Source organism: Bradyrhizobium sp. P5_C11_2 (genome assembly GCF_054049755.1).
In genome coordinates this window covers 1-17,331 of the sequence record NZ_JBFULT010000088.1, presented here as the reverse complement: position 1 = coordinate 17,331, position 17,331 = coordinate 1, and the positions used below count along the sequence as shown (strand labels likewise).

At 65.3% G+C, this 17,331-nt stretch carries 13 protein-coding genes and 1 pseudogene; 2 read left to right on the top strand and 12 right to left on the bottom strand.

The annotated features are described in order from the left end of the window. From ACXJL8_RS11910 to ACXJL8_RS11880, 7 genes and pseudogenes are all read right to left on the bottom strand, one after another. Positions 1-293: pseudogene (locus ACXJL8_RS11910) on the bottom strand (MFS transporter); the annotation flags it as partial. Positions 294-351: 58 nt separating this feature from the next. Further along, complete coding sequence (locus ACXJL8_RS11905) at positions 352-1,683, bottom strand: ATP-binding protein (RefSeq protein WP_456621102.1); 1,332 nt, start codon at positions 1,681-1,683, stop codon at positions 352-354. Continuing rightward, entirely contained in the window at positions 1,680-2,393 is a 714-nt protein-coding gene (locus ACXJL8_RS11900; RefSeq protein ID WP_456621101.1) for a response regulator, read from the bottom strand. The genes ACXJL8_RS11905 and ACXJL8_RS11900 overlap by 4 nt, the downstream gene beginning before the upstream one ends. Before the next feature lie 90 nt (positions 2,394-2,483). Then, on the bottom strand, positions 2,484-4,445 hold the full coding sequence (locus ACXJL8_RS11895; RefSeq protein ID WP_456621100.1) for a MacB family efflux pump subunit: 1,962 nt from the start codon (positions 4,443-4,445) through the stop codon (positions 2,484-2,486). Between the two features lies 1 nt (position 4,446). After that, positions 4,447-5,673, bottom strand: a complete 1,227-nt coding sequence (locus ACXJL8_RS11890; protein ID WP_456685025.1) for an efflux RND transporter periplasmic adaptor subunit — start codon at positions 5,671-5,673, stop codon at positions 4,447-4,449. Further along, the gene (locus ACXJL8_RS11885) at positions 5,670-7,097 is read right to left on the bottom strand and encodes an efflux transporter outer membrane subunit (protein WP_456685024.1); all 1,428 of its coding nucleotides are present in this window, start codon (positions 7,095-7,097) and stop codon (positions 5,670-5,672) included. Before ACXJL8_RS11885 ends, ACXJL8_RS11890 begins: the two co-directional genes overlap by 4 nt. 337 nt (positions 7,098-7,434) lie before the next feature. Then, positions 7,435-7,803 carry a hypothetical protein gene (locus ACXJL8_RS11880; protein WP_456685023.1) on the bottom strand — a complete coding sequence of 123 codons (369 nt, stop codon included), beginning with the start codon at positions 7,801-7,803 and terminating at the stop codon, positions 7,435-7,437. Positions 7,804-8,149: 346 nt separating this feature from the next. Here ACXJL8_RS11880 and bamA point away from each other — a divergent pair, with 346 nt between their 5' ends. After that, a complete protein-coding gene (bamA, locus tag ACXJL8_RS11875) occupies positions 8,150-10,630 on the top strand; it encodes an outer membrane protein assembly factor BamA (protein ID WP_456621111.1) in 2,481 nt (826 codons plus the stop codon). Between the two features lie 77 nt (positions 10,631-10,707). Here bamA and ACXJL8_RS11870 read toward each other — a convergent pair whose 3' ends face one another. The 4 genes from ACXJL8_RS11870 to ACXJL8_RS11855 all read right to left on the bottom strand — a co-directional run bounded on the left by ACXJL8_RS11870 (position 10,708) and on the right by ACXJL8_RS11855 (position 14,846). After that, a complete protein-coding gene (locus ACXJL8_RS11870; RefSeq protein ID WP_456685022.1) occupies positions 10,708-11,430 on the bottom strand; it encodes an SDR family NAD(P)-dependent oxidoreductase in 723 nt (240 codons plus the stop codon). Between the two features lie 127 nt (positions 11,431-11,557). Then, positions 11,558-12,763 carry an NAD(P)/FAD-dependent oxidoreductase gene (locus tag ACXJL8_RS11865; protein WP_456621095.1) on the bottom strand — a complete coding sequence of 402 codons (1,206 nt, stop codon included), beginning with the start codon at positions 12,761-12,763 and terminating at the stop codon, positions 11,558-11,560. Between the two features lie 43 nt (positions 12,764-12,806). Beyond that, positions 12,807-13,637, bottom strand: coding sequence for an alpha/beta fold hydrolase (locus ACXJL8_RS11860; RefSeq protein ID WP_456621110.1), 831 nt, complete (start codon positions 13,635-13,637; stop codon positions 12,807-12,809). A 258-nt stretch (positions 13,638-13,895) separates the two neighbouring features. Then, a complete protein-coding gene (locus ACXJL8_RS11855; RefSeq protein WP_456621094.1) occupies positions 13,896-14,846 on the bottom strand; it encodes a helix-turn-helix transcriptional regulator in 951 nt (316 codons plus the stop codon). Positions 14,847-15,326: 480 nt separating this feature from the next. On the opposite strand from ACXJL8_RS11855, the gene ACXJL8_RS11850 reads away from it, so the two are divergent. Further along, entirely contained in the window at positions 15,327-16,259 is a 933-nt protein-coding gene (locus tag ACXJL8_RS11850) for a helix-turn-helix domain-containing protein (protein ID WP_456621093.1), read from the top strand. 29 nt (positions 16,260-16,288) lie between these two features. Here the strand turns inward: ACXJL8_RS11850 and ACXJL8_RS11845 are convergent, their stop codons facing one another. Continuing rightward, positions 16,289-17,215, bottom strand: a complete 927-nt coding sequence (locus tag ACXJL8_RS11845; protein ID WP_456685021.1) for a catalase family peroxidase — start codon at positions 17,213-17,215, stop codon at positions 16,289-16,291. Positions 17,216-17,331 lie beyond the last annotated feature (116 nt).

The window sequence follows — 17,331 nt, the reverse complement described above, 5'->3', positions numbered from 1 at the left end:
GTTGCGGGCGCGCTCGCGATCGCCAGAAAAGGCAGCACCAGCGCCAGGCCGAGCCCGCCCGCGACGATGATCGGCTTGCTGCCGTAGCGTGCGCTCATGACGCCGGTCAGAAGCATTGCGACGACCGAGCCGATGCCGAGGCTGAGCAGGAGCAATCCGAGCACGCCGTCGTCGACGGCGAGCCGCGCCTTCGCGAACGGCACCAGCGGCGCCCAGCACGCGATGCCGAAGCCAGCGACCAGGAAGGCGAGCCGGGTCGCAAGGCGCGTTGCCGGCCGGTCGACAGAAGACATGAGGACTCCGGGGAATCAGAGGCGTGGCCGGCCGAGAAGCCAGAAGATTGCCGCGCCTTTATGGCCGAGACTCGCTCGCATCGTCCCGGCTGGCGTCCGACAGCAGCAGACGGACGCGAAGACCCCTGGGTGCGTTGTCGAGCAGCTGGAGCGTTCCGCCATGTGCGGTCACGATCGCCTGCGCAATCGAGAGACCGAGGCCAAATCCGGCCGTCTCGTCCATGGTGCGGGCTTCCTCGCCGCGCACGAAGGGTTCCAGCATCGCCGCCTTCCTCTCATCGGGGATCCCGGGACCGTCGTCGGAGACGTCGATGATGATCCGGTTCCCGGAAACCAGGAGCGCGACGCCGATTTCGGTTCCGAAGCGGGTGGCGTTTTCGACCAGGTTGGTGACCGCGCGGATGATCTCGTCAGGCCGCACGATGAAGGCGGCTCTGTCGGGGCCCAGATAGGTCACCGCGTGGCCGCAATCGGAAAACTGGTCGCAGACCATCTGGAGCAGCGCGGCAACGTCCACCAATGTCGGTTTGGCGGCGCTCTCACTGCGCAGCAGCGAGAGCACCGATTCGAGCATCGACTGCATCTGATCGAGGTCGCGCACGGTTTGCGTGCGCTGTGCCGGATCCTCGATATATTCCGAGCGTAGCCGCAGGCGTGTGATCGGGGTGCGCAAATCGTGGCTGATGGCCGCGAGCATTCGGGTTCTGTCGTTCATCAGCATGGTGATGCGTTCGCGCATCCGGTTCAGCGCTCTCGCTGCGGATCTGATTTCCTCCGGGCCGCTTTCGGGCAGTGGTGCGGACAACCGGTTCAAGCTGAAGTCCTCCGCCGCGCGCGCGAAGGCCGACAGGGGCGAACTGAGTGCGCGGCCGGCCCAGACGCCGAGCAGCGTCACGCTTGCCACCAGGAACAGGAGCGTGCTGGTCCAGAGGCCGCTCACGAAGGGCGGCATCTTGAATGATCCGATCGTGGCCTCGAGCACGGCGTCATTCGCCAAATAGAACCAGATGCGATTGTCTTCCGGCGCGGCGCCTCGGATGAGATCGGCCCGGCCGTTCAGCGACGACGGGATGTTCAGGGGCGTCCGCTCGGGCAATGGCACGGTGGAGGCGGAAACGGCGTCCTTCAATTGGAGTCTCAGCGCCGGAAAGGTTCGACTGATGCCTTCCAGGACGACACCGCGCTCCGCCTCCGGCGTATTGGCGATGATCCTCGCGATCAGCTCGAACTGCTCCACCGGCCTGTCCGCCAGCAACATCGGCCGATTGAGCAGAAGATATCCGGCGATCAGGACATGGATCAGGATCAGCGATCCCAGGATCAAGGCGGCGATCTGGCCGCTGATCCGCCTGAAGCTGAAGAGTGCGACGATGTCAGCAGTCCGGCTCATGCTTCCTCCACCACCGGCGTGAAGATGTAGCCGCCGGTGCGGACGGTTCTGATCACGGACGTGCCTTCCGTCTTGTCGAGCTTGCGGCGCAGCCGGCTGACCAGCACGTCGATGCTGCGTCCAAAGCCGCTTCCGGCGCGGCCGCGGGTCATGTTGAGAAGGCTGTCACGGGCCAGAATGCGACCGGACCGTTCGCAGAAGGCTTGCAGCAGATCGAACTCGGCGCTGGTCAGCGGCACTTGCGCGCCGTCGGGATCGCGCAACTCCCGTAACCGGAGATCGATCGTCCAGCCCTGGAACCTGAGGCGCGTTGCGCCGGCTCCCGCCACCAGTCCGCTCGATTGACGGCGCAGGACCGCGTTGATCCTGGCAAGAAGCTCGCGCGGGTTGAACGGCTTCGGCAGGTAGTCGTCGGCCCCCATCTCGAGGCCGAGGATCCGGTCGAGATCCTCGCCCTTTGCGGTGAGGATGATGATCGGTGTCGAGGAGTCCACGCGCAGGCGCCGGCAGAGACTGAGGCCGTCCTCTCCGGGCAGCATGAGGTCGAGCACGATCAGGTCGACCCGGTTCTGCGTCAGATAGCGGTCCATCTCCTTGCCGTTGGTGACCGCGCCGACCGAGAACGCGTGCTCGCGCAGATAGCGTGCGATGAGGTCCCGGGTCTGCTGATCGTCCTCGACGATCAAGATGGTTGGTGTGCTGTTGGCCATGAATGAGATCGTATCCGGAATGCCGGTCGTTGATCGATTTGCGGACGATTGTCTCGTCCGAAGAACTACGGTCATGGTGCAATCCTAAGGTCAGTCACGGCTCAGCGCCACTACGGGATCGAGGAACGCGGCGCGCCGGGCCGGGAAAAAGCCGAAGGCGATGCCGATCCCGGTCGAGGTCAGGAACGCCGCGCCGATCGAGAACATCGAATAACTGACCTGGAATCCCGGCGCCGCGAGGTTGATCGCGACGCCGAGCAGGATCGCGATAAGAATGCCGGCAATGCCGCCGATGGACGAGATCAGGGTCGCCTCCACCAGGAATTGCTGGAGGATGTCGCTGCGCCTGGCGCCGACCGCCATGCGGACGCCGATCTCGCTGATCCGTTCGGAGACGGACACCAGCATGATGTTCATCACGCCGATCCCGCCGACCACCAGCGAGATGACGGCGATTGCCGCCACCAGGAACGCCAGGGTCTGCGTCGTGCTCGTGATCGTGCGGCGAATATCGTCGGTGTTGAGAATGACAAAATCCTTGGTGTTGTGCCGCTGCGTCAGCAGCGTGGTCACCGCGTCCTGGGCGAGCGCGGTCGAGATCTCGTCGCTGATCCGGAGCAGGATGCTGCGAAGCGAACGGTCGCCCGTGAACTGGGCCTGCACGGTGGTGTAGGGAAGGTAGACCGACAGGTTCTGGTTCGAGCCGAAGCCGCCCTGCTGCTGGGCGATGACGCCGACGATGCGGCAGGGGACCTTGCCGAGCCAGATCACGCGGCCGATGCCCGCGGTCTGGTCATCGGCGAAGAAAGTCTTGCGGGTGTTGTCGTCGATGACGGCCTGCCGTTCGATGCCGCGGACGGCATCGGTATCGAACAGGCGGCCTTTGGCCAGCTTGGCGCCCTTGACCTGGAAGTAGCTCTCGCCGACTCCATTGACCAGGACGTTGGACTCGTTGCCGCGGTATCGAACCGTCGTGCTGGTCGAGACCGTCGGCGTGACGCCGGCGATGAAGTTTTGCCGGTCGAGCGCGCGAGCGTCGTCGAGGACGAGCGTCTTGATCTTGCCGGCGCGCGCATCGCCAAAATCCTTGCCCGGAAACACCTCGATCGTGTTGGTGCCGAGGCTTGCGATGTCCGACAACACCTTGCGCTGAGAGGCATTGCCGAGAGCAACCACGGACGACACCGCCGCGATGCCGATGATGATGCCGAGCATCGTCAGGAACGCGCGTAACCGGTGTGCGGCCATCGACACCAGCGCCATCCGCGACGCCTCCCGCAGGCGCCGCAATGCGCCGGGCCAGCCTGGGCCGCTGTCCCAGGACGTTCGGGATGCCGGAGCAGGCACGTCCGATATGTTTGCAGCCTCTGTCCGGCGGTCGGCGACGATCTTGCCGTCGCGCAGCTCGATGATGCGCTCGGCCCTGGCCGCGACGTCGGAATCGTGCGTGACGATGATGATCGTCCGCCCCTCGCCGTGCAGCTCCTTGAGGATCTTCAGGACCTCCTCGCCGCTGCGCCGGTCGAGCGCGCCGGTGGGTTCGTCCGCCAGAATGACCTCGGCGCCGTTGATCAGCGCGCGTGCGATCGAGACACGCTGCTGCTGGCCGCCCGAGAGCTGATTCGGGCGATGGCCGCGCCGGTCGTTCACGCCGAGCCTTGCGAGAAGCTGTTCCGCGCGCGTGCGACGCTCACGTGCCTTCATCCCGGCATAGATGGCGGGAATCTCGACGTTCTCGGCGGCCGACAGGTCACCCAGGAGATTGTAGCGCTGAAAGATGAAGCCGAAATGCTCGCGGCGCAGTGCCGCCAGCGCATCGGCATCGAGCTCGGAGACGTTCTTGCCGGCGACGCGATAGGCTCCGGATGTCGGACGATCGAGGCAGCCGAGGATGTTGAGGAGCGTCGATTTGCCCGAGCCGGATGAGCCGATGATCGCGACCATCTCGCCGGGCCGGATGCTCAGCGAAAGGTGGTCGAGCGCGACCACTTTGGTATCGCCGGCCGCGAACTCCCGATGGACGCTTTCGAGCACAATGATCGGATCGGTCACGTCAGGGGCCCCCTTGCGGGCCGCCCGGCATCCCCCGCGATGCGGTCCGGGTCTCGTCCGCCTCTCCGGTGACCACCCGCTCGCCCTCGTCCAGGCCTGATTTGATCTCGACAGTGGTGCGATCGTTGAGGCCGGTCTTGACCTCGCGCTCGCGAACGTCGCCGGACGAGCTCAGGGTGCGCACCGTGCTGCGGCCGTCGGACTTTCGCATCACCGCGAGCGCGGGAATGACCTTCACGCTTCTTGCCTCGCCGGTGACGATGTGCACCTCGGCGGTCATGTAGGTTCGCAGCGAAAGGTTCTTGTTCGGGACGTTGAAGACGCCGATGTAGTAGATCGCCGTGCTGGTCGAGCTTGATGAGCTCGAACTCGACGTCGTGGTGGTCGAGGAGAAGCTGGCATCGCTCTTGATCGATTCGGGCGCGGGCTCGATCTGGTCCAGCCGGGCCTCGTAGCGATGGTCCTGATCGCCCAGGATGGTGAAGTAGAGCGGCTGTCCCGGCTTGACCTTGACGATGTCGGCCTCGGAAATCTCCGCGCGAACGGTCATCGTCTCGAGCTGGCCGAGCACGACGATGGTCGGCGCGGATTGCACCGCGTTGACCGTCTGCCCTTCCTGCACCACGGTGGCCAGGACCGTACCGTCGATCGGAGCGGTGATGCGGGTGTAGTCGAGGTTCACCCTGGCCGTCTCGACGCTGGCTTCGGAGCCCACGATCAGGGCCTCCAGGGCGGCGATCTGGGCGCGGGTCTGGCGCACGGTCGCCTCCGCGCTGTCGAAATCTCCGCGCGACGTGGCGCGCTKCGCCAAGGTGGCCTGCTGGCGCGCCAGGTTCGCCTCGGCAAGCGCGAGCGTGGCTTCCTTCTCGAGCTTCTGTGCCCGGTAGTTCTTCAGCGACGCTTCCGAGCTGCGCAGGTCGTTCTGCCTGGTGACGGGGTCGATCTGGGCGATGACGTCGCCGGCCTTGACGCTGTCGCCGACGCGAACGTTGAGCGCGGTGATCCGGCCCGACACCTGCGCGCCGACGGCGGTCAACCGCGCCGGCTTGAGCGTCCCGCTCGCGAGCACTTCCTCGCGGAGGTCGGCGACGGTGACGGGCGAGGTGATGTAGGATTGCGCCTTGCTCGATGTGCCCGGGAAACGCGTGGCCGCGACGACACCGGTCGCCACGGCGGCAATTATTGCGGCGGCGATCTTCAGTCGCCTGGCGGTGATGATATCAGTCACTTGACCGTCTCCCGCAAGTGAGGCCCGGTGTTGGCGTCCACGATGATCGGCGTCGACACATCGACCGGATCGACCCAGCCGCCGCCGAGTGATTTCGCGAGAGCAATGTAGTCCTTGGCGGCCGACACCTTGCTCTGGATCAGCGAATCTTCCGCCGAATAGAGCGAACGCTCGGCGTCCAGCACGTCGATGAAGCTCGCGCTGCCGGTTTCGAACAGCGATCGCGACAATCGCGCCGCCTCGCGGTAGTTCTTCGCCGCCTCCGTCAGCTTGGTGGCGCGCACGCGTTCGCGCGACAGCGAGACCAGGGCGTTCTCGACGTCCTCGAGTGCGGTGAGCAGGGTCGAATGGAACGTGGCGAACGCCTGGTCGCGCTGCGCCTCGGCGATCCTGACTGTTGCCTGCCGCTTGCCCGCATCGAAGACCGGCACCGTGACCGAAGGCCCGACCGACCAGCTGACGCTGGAATACTTTGCGAGATCGCCGACGCGCATCGCAGAGGTTCCGACCGAGCCGGTCAACGACACCGCCGGGTATCGGTCGGCTTCGGCCTCGCCGATCTTGGCGGTCGCCTGCGCCAGCTTGCGTTCGGCGCTTGCCACGTCGGGGCGGCTCAACAGCAGATCGGCGGGCAGGCCCGCGGGCAGCGGCATGCGCGGGGCAGGCACGGGCGCGGATTGCGCCAGCAGCGAGGCGACGCCGTCGGGCGGCCGCCCGAGCAGGATTCCGAGCCGGTGAATGTCGGCGGCGAGCGCGGCCTGATAGGTCGGAACGTTCGCTTCGGTGCTGGCTGCCTGCGCGGTTGCCTTGGCGAGATCGACGGCGTTGCCGCTGCCGGCGTCGTATTTGCTGCGCGTGAGCCGTTCGGTGTCGCGCTGCGAGACCGCCGTGCGTTGCGCCAGCGCGATCCGGGCCTGATAGCCCCGCGCTTCGACATAGTAGGCGGCAACGTCCCCGATCAGCGTGACGAGGCTGTCCCGCAGGTCTTCCTCGGCGGATTRCTCCCCGCGCAGCGCGGCTTCGATGCTCCGCTGTGTGCCTCCGAACAGATCGAGCTCCCAGCTCGAATCGAAGCTCGCCTGGTGAAGCGCGTAGGGCGCGCTGTCGACGAGGACGGAGGCGGACCCGGCGCTCGCCTTGTTGTCCGTCACCGAGGCCGTGCCGCTCACGGAAGGAAACAGGCCGGCGGTGGTCTGCTGGACCGTCGCGCGCGCCTCGCGCACGACCGCCTTCGCCTTTGCGACGCTCGGATTGGCTTCGACGGCCTGCTCGATCAGCCGGTTGAGCAGGGGATCGCGCAGGCGCAGCCACCAGCGATCCAGCTTGCCGGTCTCACCTCGAGAGGCGGATTTGACGCTCCAGTGCGAGGGCAGGTCCAGCCTGGGCGGGCCGGCATAGTCGGGACCGACTGCGCAGCCTGTCATTGAGCCGCACAGCATCAGCGCGACGCAGACTGATCCGGCGCGCGACAGGGCGGCGCGTAACGGGGAGGGCGTCGGATGATGTTTCTCCTTTGCGGATGACACGGGGACTACGACGAACGAGTGTGACGGCATAAAATCGGCTGAAATCCATTGGCCTGGCCCAGGGGGAAGCTGGCAGCGCTCGTAGCCCGTCGAGGGGCCGGTCGCGCCGAGGGCGAGGCGGGGGTCACTAGCCGGGCGATCGTGGCGTTTCGGCAGGCCGAATGTTGCTGAATGTAAACAGGCGTTGCCGGGTATCTCCTCGCCATCGGCAGCTGCCCGGGACGCTGCAAGCCTGTCACCAGGAAATCGGGATTCGCTGCGCAAATCCGCCCAGATCCGAGGCGGGGCTAAGCGGCTGGCGGTCGAGCGGCCGATTGTTGTTCTCCCGGGCGAACGAAGAGCCGGGCGGAAAGGCGTAGTCGCTGAACTTGCGATCGCCGGGCAGCACCTCGGTCCCGCCATCCAGCCACGACCGCCTGCTCACATAGATGCGCGTATGCGGACCGGACTGGTACGATCGGTTGGGGCCGTGCCGACCGTACTCATAGACCGCATTCTGCACCGTCTKTTGCCGATCGCGCTTGCCTTCGGTAGCGGCATGAGAGGTTACGGTCGAGGTGAGGACGGCGACCAGCACCATTCTGGTCATGACAAACGCGTTCATCGAACAACATTCCATGTGAGCTTCCTGACGTCGATGCCTCTCGCATCGGCTTCCCGACGTGTAAAGAATTCACTCTTTGCGCGATGTTGCTGAGCACTTGTGCGGGCGGAGGCGAGCGCAGTCACGGCAATGCCGGGTCGTCCGCACCCGAACGGGAGGGGCGATAGTCGCAGCCGTTGCGCTCGCGCGCGTCGCCGCGACCGATCGGCCAAATCAAATTCAACGACCGGAAACAGTACAGCAACCTCAAAGCCACACCGCGGCCACAGCCGTTTCGTCTCAGAGCAGTCAGGTGCTCTTGAGGTGTGGAATGTCGGTTTTGCGGGCCTGGCTGATCGCGGTGGCGATGAGTGGTGTATCGATTGCGGGGTCACTTCCCCTTGTGCTGCTGCCGCAGGCGGTGGCCGCGCAGGCCGCGGAGGCGATCGTGATCGAGGGCAATCGCCGCGTGGAGGCCGATACGGTCCGCTCCTACTTCAGGCCCGGTCCAGGCGGGCAGTTCGATCAGCCGGCCATCGACGACGGCCTGAAGGCGCTGATTGCGACCGGCCTGTTCCAGGACGTCAAGGTCGCTCGCGGCCCCGGCGGCCGCATCGTGGTGTCGGTGGTGGAAAATGCCGTGATCGGGCGCGTTGCGTTCGAGGGCAACAAGAAGATCAAGGACGAGCAGCTCTCGGCCGAAATCCAGTCCAAGCCGCGCGGGACCTTCTCGCGGGCGATGGTGCAGTCCGACACGTTGCGGATCGCCGAAATCTATCGCCGTTCCGGCCGCTACGACGTGCGCGTCACGCCGGAGATCATCGAGCAGCCGAGCAACCGCGTCGATCTCATCTTCACGGTCGAGGAGGGGGCCAAGACGGGCGTCAAATCGGTCGATTTCATCGGTAACAGCGCGTTCTCGGCTGCACGCCTGCGCGACGTGATCAAGACGCATGAGAGCAATCTGCTGAGCTTCCTCGGCAACAACGACCTCTATGATCCCGATCGGGTCGAGGCCGACCGCGACCTGATCCGCCGCTTCTATCTCAAGAACGGTTTTGCCGACGTCCAGGTCGTGGCCGCGCTCACCGAATACGATCCGGAGAAGAAGGGCTTCCTCGTCACCTTCAAGATCGAGGAAGGTCAGCAATATCGTGTTGGGTCGGTGAATTTCCGTTCCAGCATTCCCAATTTCGACGCGAACTCGCTGCGCGCCTTTTCGCGCGTCAATGCCGGATCGCTCTACAACGTCGAATCGGTTGAGAAGTCGACCGAAGAGATGCAGATCGAGGCGTCGCGCCGCGGCTATGCTTTCGCCCTGGTCCGGCCAGGCGGCGACCGCAATTTCGAAGCGCACACGGTGTCCGTCGTCTTCAATGTCGACGAAGGACCGCGCACCTATATCGAGCGCATCAACCTTCGCGGCAACACCCGCACGCGCGACTACGTGATCCGGCGTGAATTCGATCTCTCGGAAGGCGATGCCTACAATCGCGCGCTGGTCGACCGCGCCGAGCGCCGGCTGAAGAACCTGGACTACTTCAAGAGCGTCAAGATCGTGACGGAGCCGGGCTCCTCCAGCGACCGCGTGATCCTGATCGTCGATCTCGAGGAGAAGTCGACCGGCGATTTCTCGATCTCGGGCGGTTACTCCACCAGCGACGGCGCGTTGGCCGAGGTCTCGATCTCCGAGCGCAACCTGCTCGGCCGCGGACTCTACGGCAAGGCGTCCGTCAGCTACGGTCAATATTCACGCGGCATATCGCTGTCATTCGTCGAACCGTATCTGCTCGACTACCGCCTCGCCCTCGGCCTGGACGTCTCCTATCGCCAGCAATTGGCGAACAGCTACACCAGCTACGGCGTGACGACGCTGGGATTCTCGCCGCGGCTTGGCTTTGCGTTGCGCGAAGATCTCTCGCTCCAGCTCCGCTACTCGCTCTATCAGCAGAGCATCACGCTCGCCAGCGCATACAACAACTGCAACAACAACGCGTCCAATGCGTCGCTGGCGTATAATCCGACGCCGGCCTACATCAAGAGCGTGCTGGGCGGTGTGGATCCGACCAATTCAACGGATTCGGGGGTCTATGGATACGGCTGCTACGGTGACGGCGAGTCGAGCCTGCCGGTCCGGAAGGAACTGGCGAACGGCGCGACATGGACTTCGGCGCTCGGCTACACGCTGACCTACAACACGCTCGACAACACCAAGAACCCGACCGACGGTCTGCTGATCGACTTCAAGCAGGATTTCGCCGGCGTCGGTGGCGACGTGACCTATCTGAAGACCGCGGTGGACACCAAGTACTACACGTCGCTCGTGTCCGAGATCGTCAGCGTGATCCATCTTCAGGGCGGCATCCTCAGCAAGATCGGCGATCAGGATCTGCGCATGCTGGATCATTTCCAGATGGGTCCGAACCTGGTGCGCGGCTTCGCGTCCAACGGCATCGGCCCGCGCGACATCACCTATGCAAGCTTGGGGGCCACCGGCGATGCGCTCGGCGGCACGAAATACTGGGGCGCGTCCATGGAGCTGCAGATGCCGTTCTGGTTCCTGCCCAAGGAGGTCGGCCTGAAGGGCGCGGTCTACGCCGATGCCGGCTCGCTCTGGGGTTACCAGGGGCCGACATCATGGTCGGCCACGGGCGAAGTCAACACGGCGGCCTGTCCGACCTGTGGACTGCAATATGACGACGGCAATGTGGTGCGGTCGTCGGTCGGTGTCGGCCTGATCTGGGCCTCGCCGTTCGGCCCGCTGCGCTTCGACTATGCCGTGCCGCTGTCGAAGGGCAAGTACGACACCGTGCAGGAGTTCAGGTTCGGCGGCGGCACGTCGTTCTGATCGGGCTGAGCACGCCGTGCGTCATGATGGATTCGACCTGTCCTGACGCAGGCGTTCGTTCGTGGCGCCGCCGGGACCTACGCCAGCCCGAGGCCGCCATCGACCGCGATGACCTGACCGGTCGTCCATGCCGAGGCGGATCCGGCGAGCCGCACGATCCATTCCGCGACGTCATCGGGCACGCCGCGGCGGCCGAGCGGTATGCGTGCGCGCTCGTGCTCCTTGATGGCCTCGGCCTGTTGTGACGAGAGGCCCATCATTCCGGTGAGCGCGCCCGATTCCGTCGGACCGGCCGCAACGGCATTCACCCTCACGCCGACCGGCGCAAGCTCCAATGCCCAGCAGCGGGTCAGGTGTTCCAACGCTGCCTTGCTGGCAGCGTAATGGGACAATTGGGCGGCGGGCCTGTGGCCGAAGGTGCTGGAGACGTTGATGATCGTGCCGCGTGTCTCCTTCAGATGCGGGAGCGCGGCAGCGGCGAGCAGGCTTGGGCCGAGCACGTTGACGGAGAAGATGTCCGTGATCCGTTCGGCCGTTGCATCCGCCAGCGGAAGGATCGCGCCGGCACCGGCGTTGTTGACCAAGGCGTCCACACGGCCCCAGAGGTCGATGGTCTTCGCGACCGTGTGCCTTGCGTCGTCGGCGGAGGCGGCATCCGCAACGATCCCCACAATGTTCTCGTGTTCGGCGACCGTGTCCTCGATCGGACTGGGGCGGCGGCCCGTGATCAACACCCTGTCGCCTTGCCTGGCGAAACGCAGCGCCGCCGCCCGGCCGATGCCTGAGCTGCCGCCCGTCACGATGATGACCTTTGCACTCTGCATGTTCGATCTCCGATTGCGGTTTGGTGGTTCGTTGCGAGCCCAGGAACGGTCGATCCTGAGCGGGCCGCGTCCTCGACGGGCGCGGCCCTTGTGCGAGCGGTGATCAGAGCTCGGTCACGCGTTCCGGATCGGCCGCGGCCAGCGCTGCGGCGCGTTCGGCCCGGGGCGGGTAGATCCAGACGGTATTGATCTCCTGCTTGGTCTTCTTGGCGGTTTCGCCGACCATCTCCACCGTCCGCTCCCAGCCGCGCGTGAACAGCGCGCCGGCTTCTCCGAGGTCGAGGCAGGTGACATAGGCCTTCTGATGATAGCGCCTGGTCGACACGCCCAGGAGTTCGGCGGCGGCGTTGTTGCCGGCGAAGGCGCCCATCCGCGTCGCGTGCTGGCACGACATCAGCGCGTAATTGCCGACATCGTCGCATGCCGCGCGGGCGGCATCGCCGGTGGCAAAGACCCCGGCTACCGCGGGCACGCGCAGATCGCGGTCGACCAGCAGCCGGCCGAACTTGTCGCGTTCGGCAGGGATCTGCGCGGTCAGTGGAGCGGCACGAATGCCGGCCGCCCAGATCACGGTCGCGGCCTCAATGTGCTCGCCGCTCGACAGCGTGACGCCGGATTTGTCGAGCGAAGCGACGCCGGCGCCGAGCCGGGTCTCCACTCCGAGCTTGCGCAGCGCATCTTCGATGACGGGGCGCGGACCCGGGCCCATGTCGGGCGCAATCGCCTCGTTGCGATCGACGATGATCACGCGCGGCTTGGCGTCCCTGCCGAGAATCTGACGCAGGCGCGCAGGCATCTCGGTCGCTGCCTCGATGCCGGTGAACCCGCCGCCGGCAACCACGACGGTGTCGCGTGCGTTCGAGGCCGGCCGGTTCGCCAGCCCGTGCAGGTGCCGGTCGAGGGCGATCGCATCTTCGAGCTGGTCGACGCTGAAGCCGTGCTCGGCAAGGCCGGGAACGTTGGGACGGAACAGCCGGCTGCCGGTGGCCACGACCAGCCGGTCATAGGTAAGCTGCTTCCTTGCGCCCTCGGCCGCCGCGATCTCGACCACCTTGGATCTGGTGTCGATCGTCTCGGCACTGCCTTGCACGTAGACGACGTCGATCGCCTTCAGCACGTCCTGGAGCGGCGCCGTCAGCGTCTCGGGCTTCGACTCATAGAGCCGCGGGCGTACCACCAGCGTCGGCTCGGGTGCGACCAGCGCGATCTCGAGCTTCTCGGGCGAAACGCCGTGGATGTCGCGCAGCCGGGCGGCGGAGAGGGCCGCGTACATGCCGGCGAAGCCGGCACCAATGATCACGAGGCGCATGTCAATTACTCCTTGGTTGGGGTATTCGAGTGAAGGCGTGGGACTACGCCGTCACGAATTTGAGCAGGTCGGCGTTGATGATGTCGGGATGTGTCGTGCACACGCCGTGCGGCAGCAGGTCGTAGATCTTCAGGGTGCTGCGCTTCAGGAGCCTGGCCGACAGTGGGGCCGAGTCCGCCACAGGCACGATCTGGTCGTCGCCACCGTGCAGGATGAGAGTCGGCACGGTGATGCTCTTCAGGTCCTCGCTGAAGTCGGTCTCGGAGAAGGCTTTGATGCAGTCGTAATGCGCCTTGGCGCTGCCCGTCATGCCCTGGCGCCACCAATTCCAGATGATGGCTTGCGATGGCTCTGCGCCCGGCCGGTTGTAGCCGTAGAAGGGGCCGCTCGCGAAATCGAGATAGAACCGCGATCTGTTGGCGGCGAGCTGGCGGCGCAAGCCGTCGAACACGTCGATCGGCAGGCCGCCGGGATTGGCTTCCGTCTTCAGCATCAAGGGCGGCACGGCGCCGATGAGCACCAGCCTGGCCACGCGATCGCCGCCATGGCGCGCGACGTAGCGCGCGGCCTCGCCGCCGCCGGTGGAGTGGCCGACGTGGACGGTATTGCGAAGATCGAGATGCTTGACGACCGCTGCGACGTCGGCCGCGTAGTGGTCCATGTCGTGCCCGTCGCTCACCTGGCTCGAGCGGCCGTGCCCGCGTCGATCATGCGCGACGACGCGAAAGCCCTTGCCGAGGAAGTACAGCATCTGGGCGTCCCAGTCGTCGGAGCTCAGCGGCCAGCCGTGGTGAAAGAAGATCGGCTGCGCGGACTTCGGTCCCCAGTCCTTGTAGAAAATCCGCACGCCGTCAGTGGTGGTGACCGACGTGATGGCGCCGCTTCCTTCGGTGGGGCGAGGCGAAGCTTTCGTCTCCTCACCCGCCGCCGAGGTTGAGCGGACGGTCATCGAAGCCGCGTACATCAGGGTGGTCGCGAGAATTTTACGCCGCGAGGTGTTTGCAAGCCGATTGACAGAGCTGATCCAGGCCATTTGCTCGTTCCCGTTACATTGCTGTGGACGGGACGAACATTAGCGAACCGGCTGTGCCGGCGACCCAGCGCGATTGAGGTCATTGCAGCGCGATTGCTGCTAACGCAGTCGTCTGCGCCAATCGCTGGGGGTCTCGCCGGTCAGCTTCCTGAACGCAGCGGCAAAGGCGGTCTGCGAGGAATAACCGAGCGCCACTGCGATCGAGATCACCGACGCGTCGCTGTCGCGCAGCATGTTCATGGCCTGCTCGAGCCGGTGTTGGCGCAGCCAGGCGTGGGGCGAAAGCCCGGTGCTGTCCTTGAAGGCGCGGCAGAAGTGGAAGCGCGACAGGCCGGCGTCCGAAGCGAGCGCCGCGAGCGAGACGTCGGCATCGCTGTCCGAACGCAAGCGTTCGATCGCACGAAGCAGCATCTTTGGCGGCAAGCCACCCCTGGCCGGCTGAACCGACGCTGGCGAGCCGGTGTGCGCAACCAGGAGGCGCGTGGCCAGGAGGTCCGTCAGTTGTTGCCTGAACAGCGTATCCAGGGCGTCATTGCCCTCCAGGACGTCGGCCGCGCTGAGGAGCAACCGGGACGTAACGGGGTCGGGATGCGCCGTTCGTTCCAGAAGATTGATCGGCGTGGCGGTGTCGGCCTCGTCGGCGACGCGTTCGAGCGTTGCGTGAGGAAGATAGAGCTGAACGACATTGACAGGTTTTGGAATATCCCACCGGGAGCTCGATCCTTCTGGAATGACGATCACGACCCCGGGACGAAACGTTCCGATCGCCACCGATCGTCCCGACCGCCGCTCCATGCGTTGCAGCGTGCCGTTGTAGGCCATGATGACGTGGTGGTTCATCGGCTCGACGACCTCGTGCAACGGGTCGTGCATCCAGTGGGCGATGCCGGCACCGGAGGCGTCCAACGCCATGCGAAATGGTGTGGTCCCGAGCACACGCGCCATCTCGACATCGGCGCGACGCCGGTCGTCGCCCCCCCGGACATCGTGGCGCGTCTCCGGCGCGATGGGCGGCTCCTCCGGGGACTGTCGCAAAATGGGCTTGCTCATGGGCTTCCGTTCGTGTTGAGAGGGGGCGTTTACGCCGCGCCGTGCGYACCCATGGCACCTGCTTTCGGCGTGCTGCGATCATGAGCAGCGACAGCGGGAGATTGTCGTTCGCGACGTCAGGTCTGTTGCAACCCGAGTTCGAGCGTTCTAGGCGGCACGAGAGGTCCGCGTCTTTCCTGAAGCTGCGCCGCGTTGCCTGATTCTGCTTCGAGGGGACCCTTGCCCGGCGATGTGAGACGCCGTGACGCATTTCGTCGTGCGTTTGTGAAAAGTCGTGATGGGATTCAGTGGCGCGTGTGGGGGCGGAACCATGCTGGATTTGTTACAAAATTGTCTTGCTGGCCGYCCAGGCGCGCCGGGGCTGGCTACCGCTCGCTGCGTGGCCGAGCGTGGACAGCCGTTCGCGAATATCCGATAATGGGATCCTGAAGTTGCGGGGCTGTGGCCTGCCCTGGGAATTCCACAGAAAGGTTCTATCCGATGACGCAGGCCGGCGCTTATGGACAGCGGCTCGGGAAATTCCTCCGCCTCGAAGACGCTCCGCCCTCGCTGATCACGCGTTCGCTGCGCAGCACCGAGCTCGCGGTCACAGAAACCCGGAATGACAACCCGACGCCGGGTCTGTCCGGCTCGCTGACCGCCGAGGACGCCTTTCTCGTCAGCCTGAAGCTTCACGACTATCCGGACTGCGAGCTCTGGGAGAGCGGCAAATGCGTCATGAAGGCGGATGTCCACGCCGGGACGACGTATCTGTATGACCTCAAGCGCGACCCACGCTACGTCATCGACAAGCCGTTCCACTCACTTTTCTTCTACATCCCGCGGTCGGCCCTCGACGGCATCTCCGAACAGTCCGGCGCGCCGCGCGTGGACCAGCTCGATTGTCGTATCGGCATCGGCCATGACGACGCAGTCATCCGTCATATCGGCGCCTCGCTCCAGCAAGGGCTGCGGCGCCCGGACGAGACCAACCAGCTTTTCATCGATCACATGATGCTGGCGCTGACTGCACACGTCGCGCAGACCTATGGCGGGCTCGAACGCGTTACCGAATCCAGCCGCGGCGGTCTCGCCCCGTGGCAGGTGAGGCGCGCCTGCGACAGGCTCGAGTCCGACCTCGGGGGCAAGCTCGCATTGCAGACCATCGCGGCCGAGCTCGGCCTCTCGATCAGCCATTTTTCGCGCGCATTCCGCATCTCCACCGGACTGCCTCCGCATCAGTGGCTGCTGCATCAGCGCGTGAAAGCCGCCAAGCAGTTGATGAGCGTTCGCGACCTGCCGCTCTCGGAGATCGCGATATCGGCGGGATTCGCCAATCAAAGTCATTTTACGCGGATATTTTCCGCGCTGGTCGGCGTCAGCCCGGGCGCGTGGCGGCGCCAAACGCTAGGCGGTTCGGACGGCGTGAGGTGATCTCGGCAAACGCCGGGCGCCTGTTCCCGTCAGCGACGCTTCGCGAGTGAGATGGTGTAGGCGGCGCGCCGCGCCGCGAAAATCTCGTCCGGCGGATGGGCGATGCCATCGGCGAGATTTGCCGGATTGAAGATGGATGCGTCGCAGGCCTCGCTCGGCTCAAGCCCCGTGATGACGATCGTACCCAGCCGCACCTCTTCGCGATTGTCCTCGTCCGGCCAGCGCGCGGTCACGTCCATCGTGGGATCGCCGGGACGGTCGAGCAGGGCCATCACGTTGAACCGRACATTGCCGGCAGTGATCCGCTTGTGCAGATCATCGCGCAGGAAGTCGGCCGGCTTCGTCTCGGCCTCTTGCTCCGTCAGGGTGATGTCACCGCGGGCCGGAACGATCTTGAACTTGATGAAGCGCGTCTCTCCGTTTGTGTTCGTCGCCGGAAAGGCGTGTACGCCCCAATAGGTCGTGCCGGCAAAGCTGCCGGGCAGCGGACGCGCGGCGATATAGTCTGCCTGATGCAGCGTTTCCGGATTCGCCGCCGAGAACGCCTTGATCTTCTCGATCGCCGGTTTGCCATCGGATCCGGGAATGCGCACCGTGAGGAAGGCGAGCATCTGATCGAGCGTCCTGGCGAAATGCACCGGCGCGCTTTCTGCGAGAATGTCGGAGCGATGGCCGTCGTCGCCAAGCTTGAAGCTGAAGCCGCGCAGCACGAGGTTGTTGGTGTCAGCCACGTTGGGATTGCCGCCGCCCACCGAGAAGCGCGCCAGCACGCGCGAGGGCTTCGTGAAGCTGAGGGATCTGGTGATCTCCGCCGCGCGATCCGATGGGGCATAGGTCCCGCGAACGCACCAGCCTTTGGCAAAACTCGCGCGCACCTTCGGCGGATCGCCGGCGACCATCTTCAGCGCGTCGACGWTGGAGGCGGGCGTTGCTGCGCCGCCTGCGAGTTCGGACATAGGGGTGCCCCGGAGTCAGTCGTTTTCATCTATGCTGTAGACGTCATGAATGTCCGTCGTCTTTCCCAAAGCAATCATGTCTTGCTCATTCCGCTCAGCGAGTGAAGCGCGAGTTG

What these genes read in the sequence shown, in the direction of transcription:
- bamA (WP_456621111.1), top strand. Translation starts at nt 8,150, where the DNA reads ATGAGTGGTGTATCGATTGCGGGGTCACTTCCCCTTGTGCTGCTGCCG.
- ACXJL8_RS11850 (WP_456621093.1), top strand. Translation starts at nt 15,327, where the DNA reads ATGACGCAGGCCGGCGCTTATGGACAGCGGCTCGGGAAATTCCTCCGC.
- ACXJL8_RS11855 (WP_456621094.1), bottom strand. Translation starts at nt 14,846, where the DNA reads ATGAGCAAGCCCATTTTGCGACAGTCCCCGGAGGAGCCGCCCATCGCG.
- ACXJL8_RS11900 (WP_456621101.1), bottom strand. Translation starts at nt 2,393, where the DNA reads ATGGCCAACAGCACACCAACCATCTTGATCGTCGAGGACGATCAGCAG.
- ACXJL8_RS11865 (WP_456621095.1), bottom strand. Translation starts at nt 12,763, where the DNA reads ATGCGCCTCGTGATCATTGGTGCCGGCTTCGCCGGCATGTACGCGGCC.
- ACXJL8_RS11905 (WP_456621102.1), bottom strand. Translation starts at nt 1,683, where the DNA reads ATGAGCCGGACTGCTGACATCGTCGCACTCTTCAGCTTCAGGCGGATC.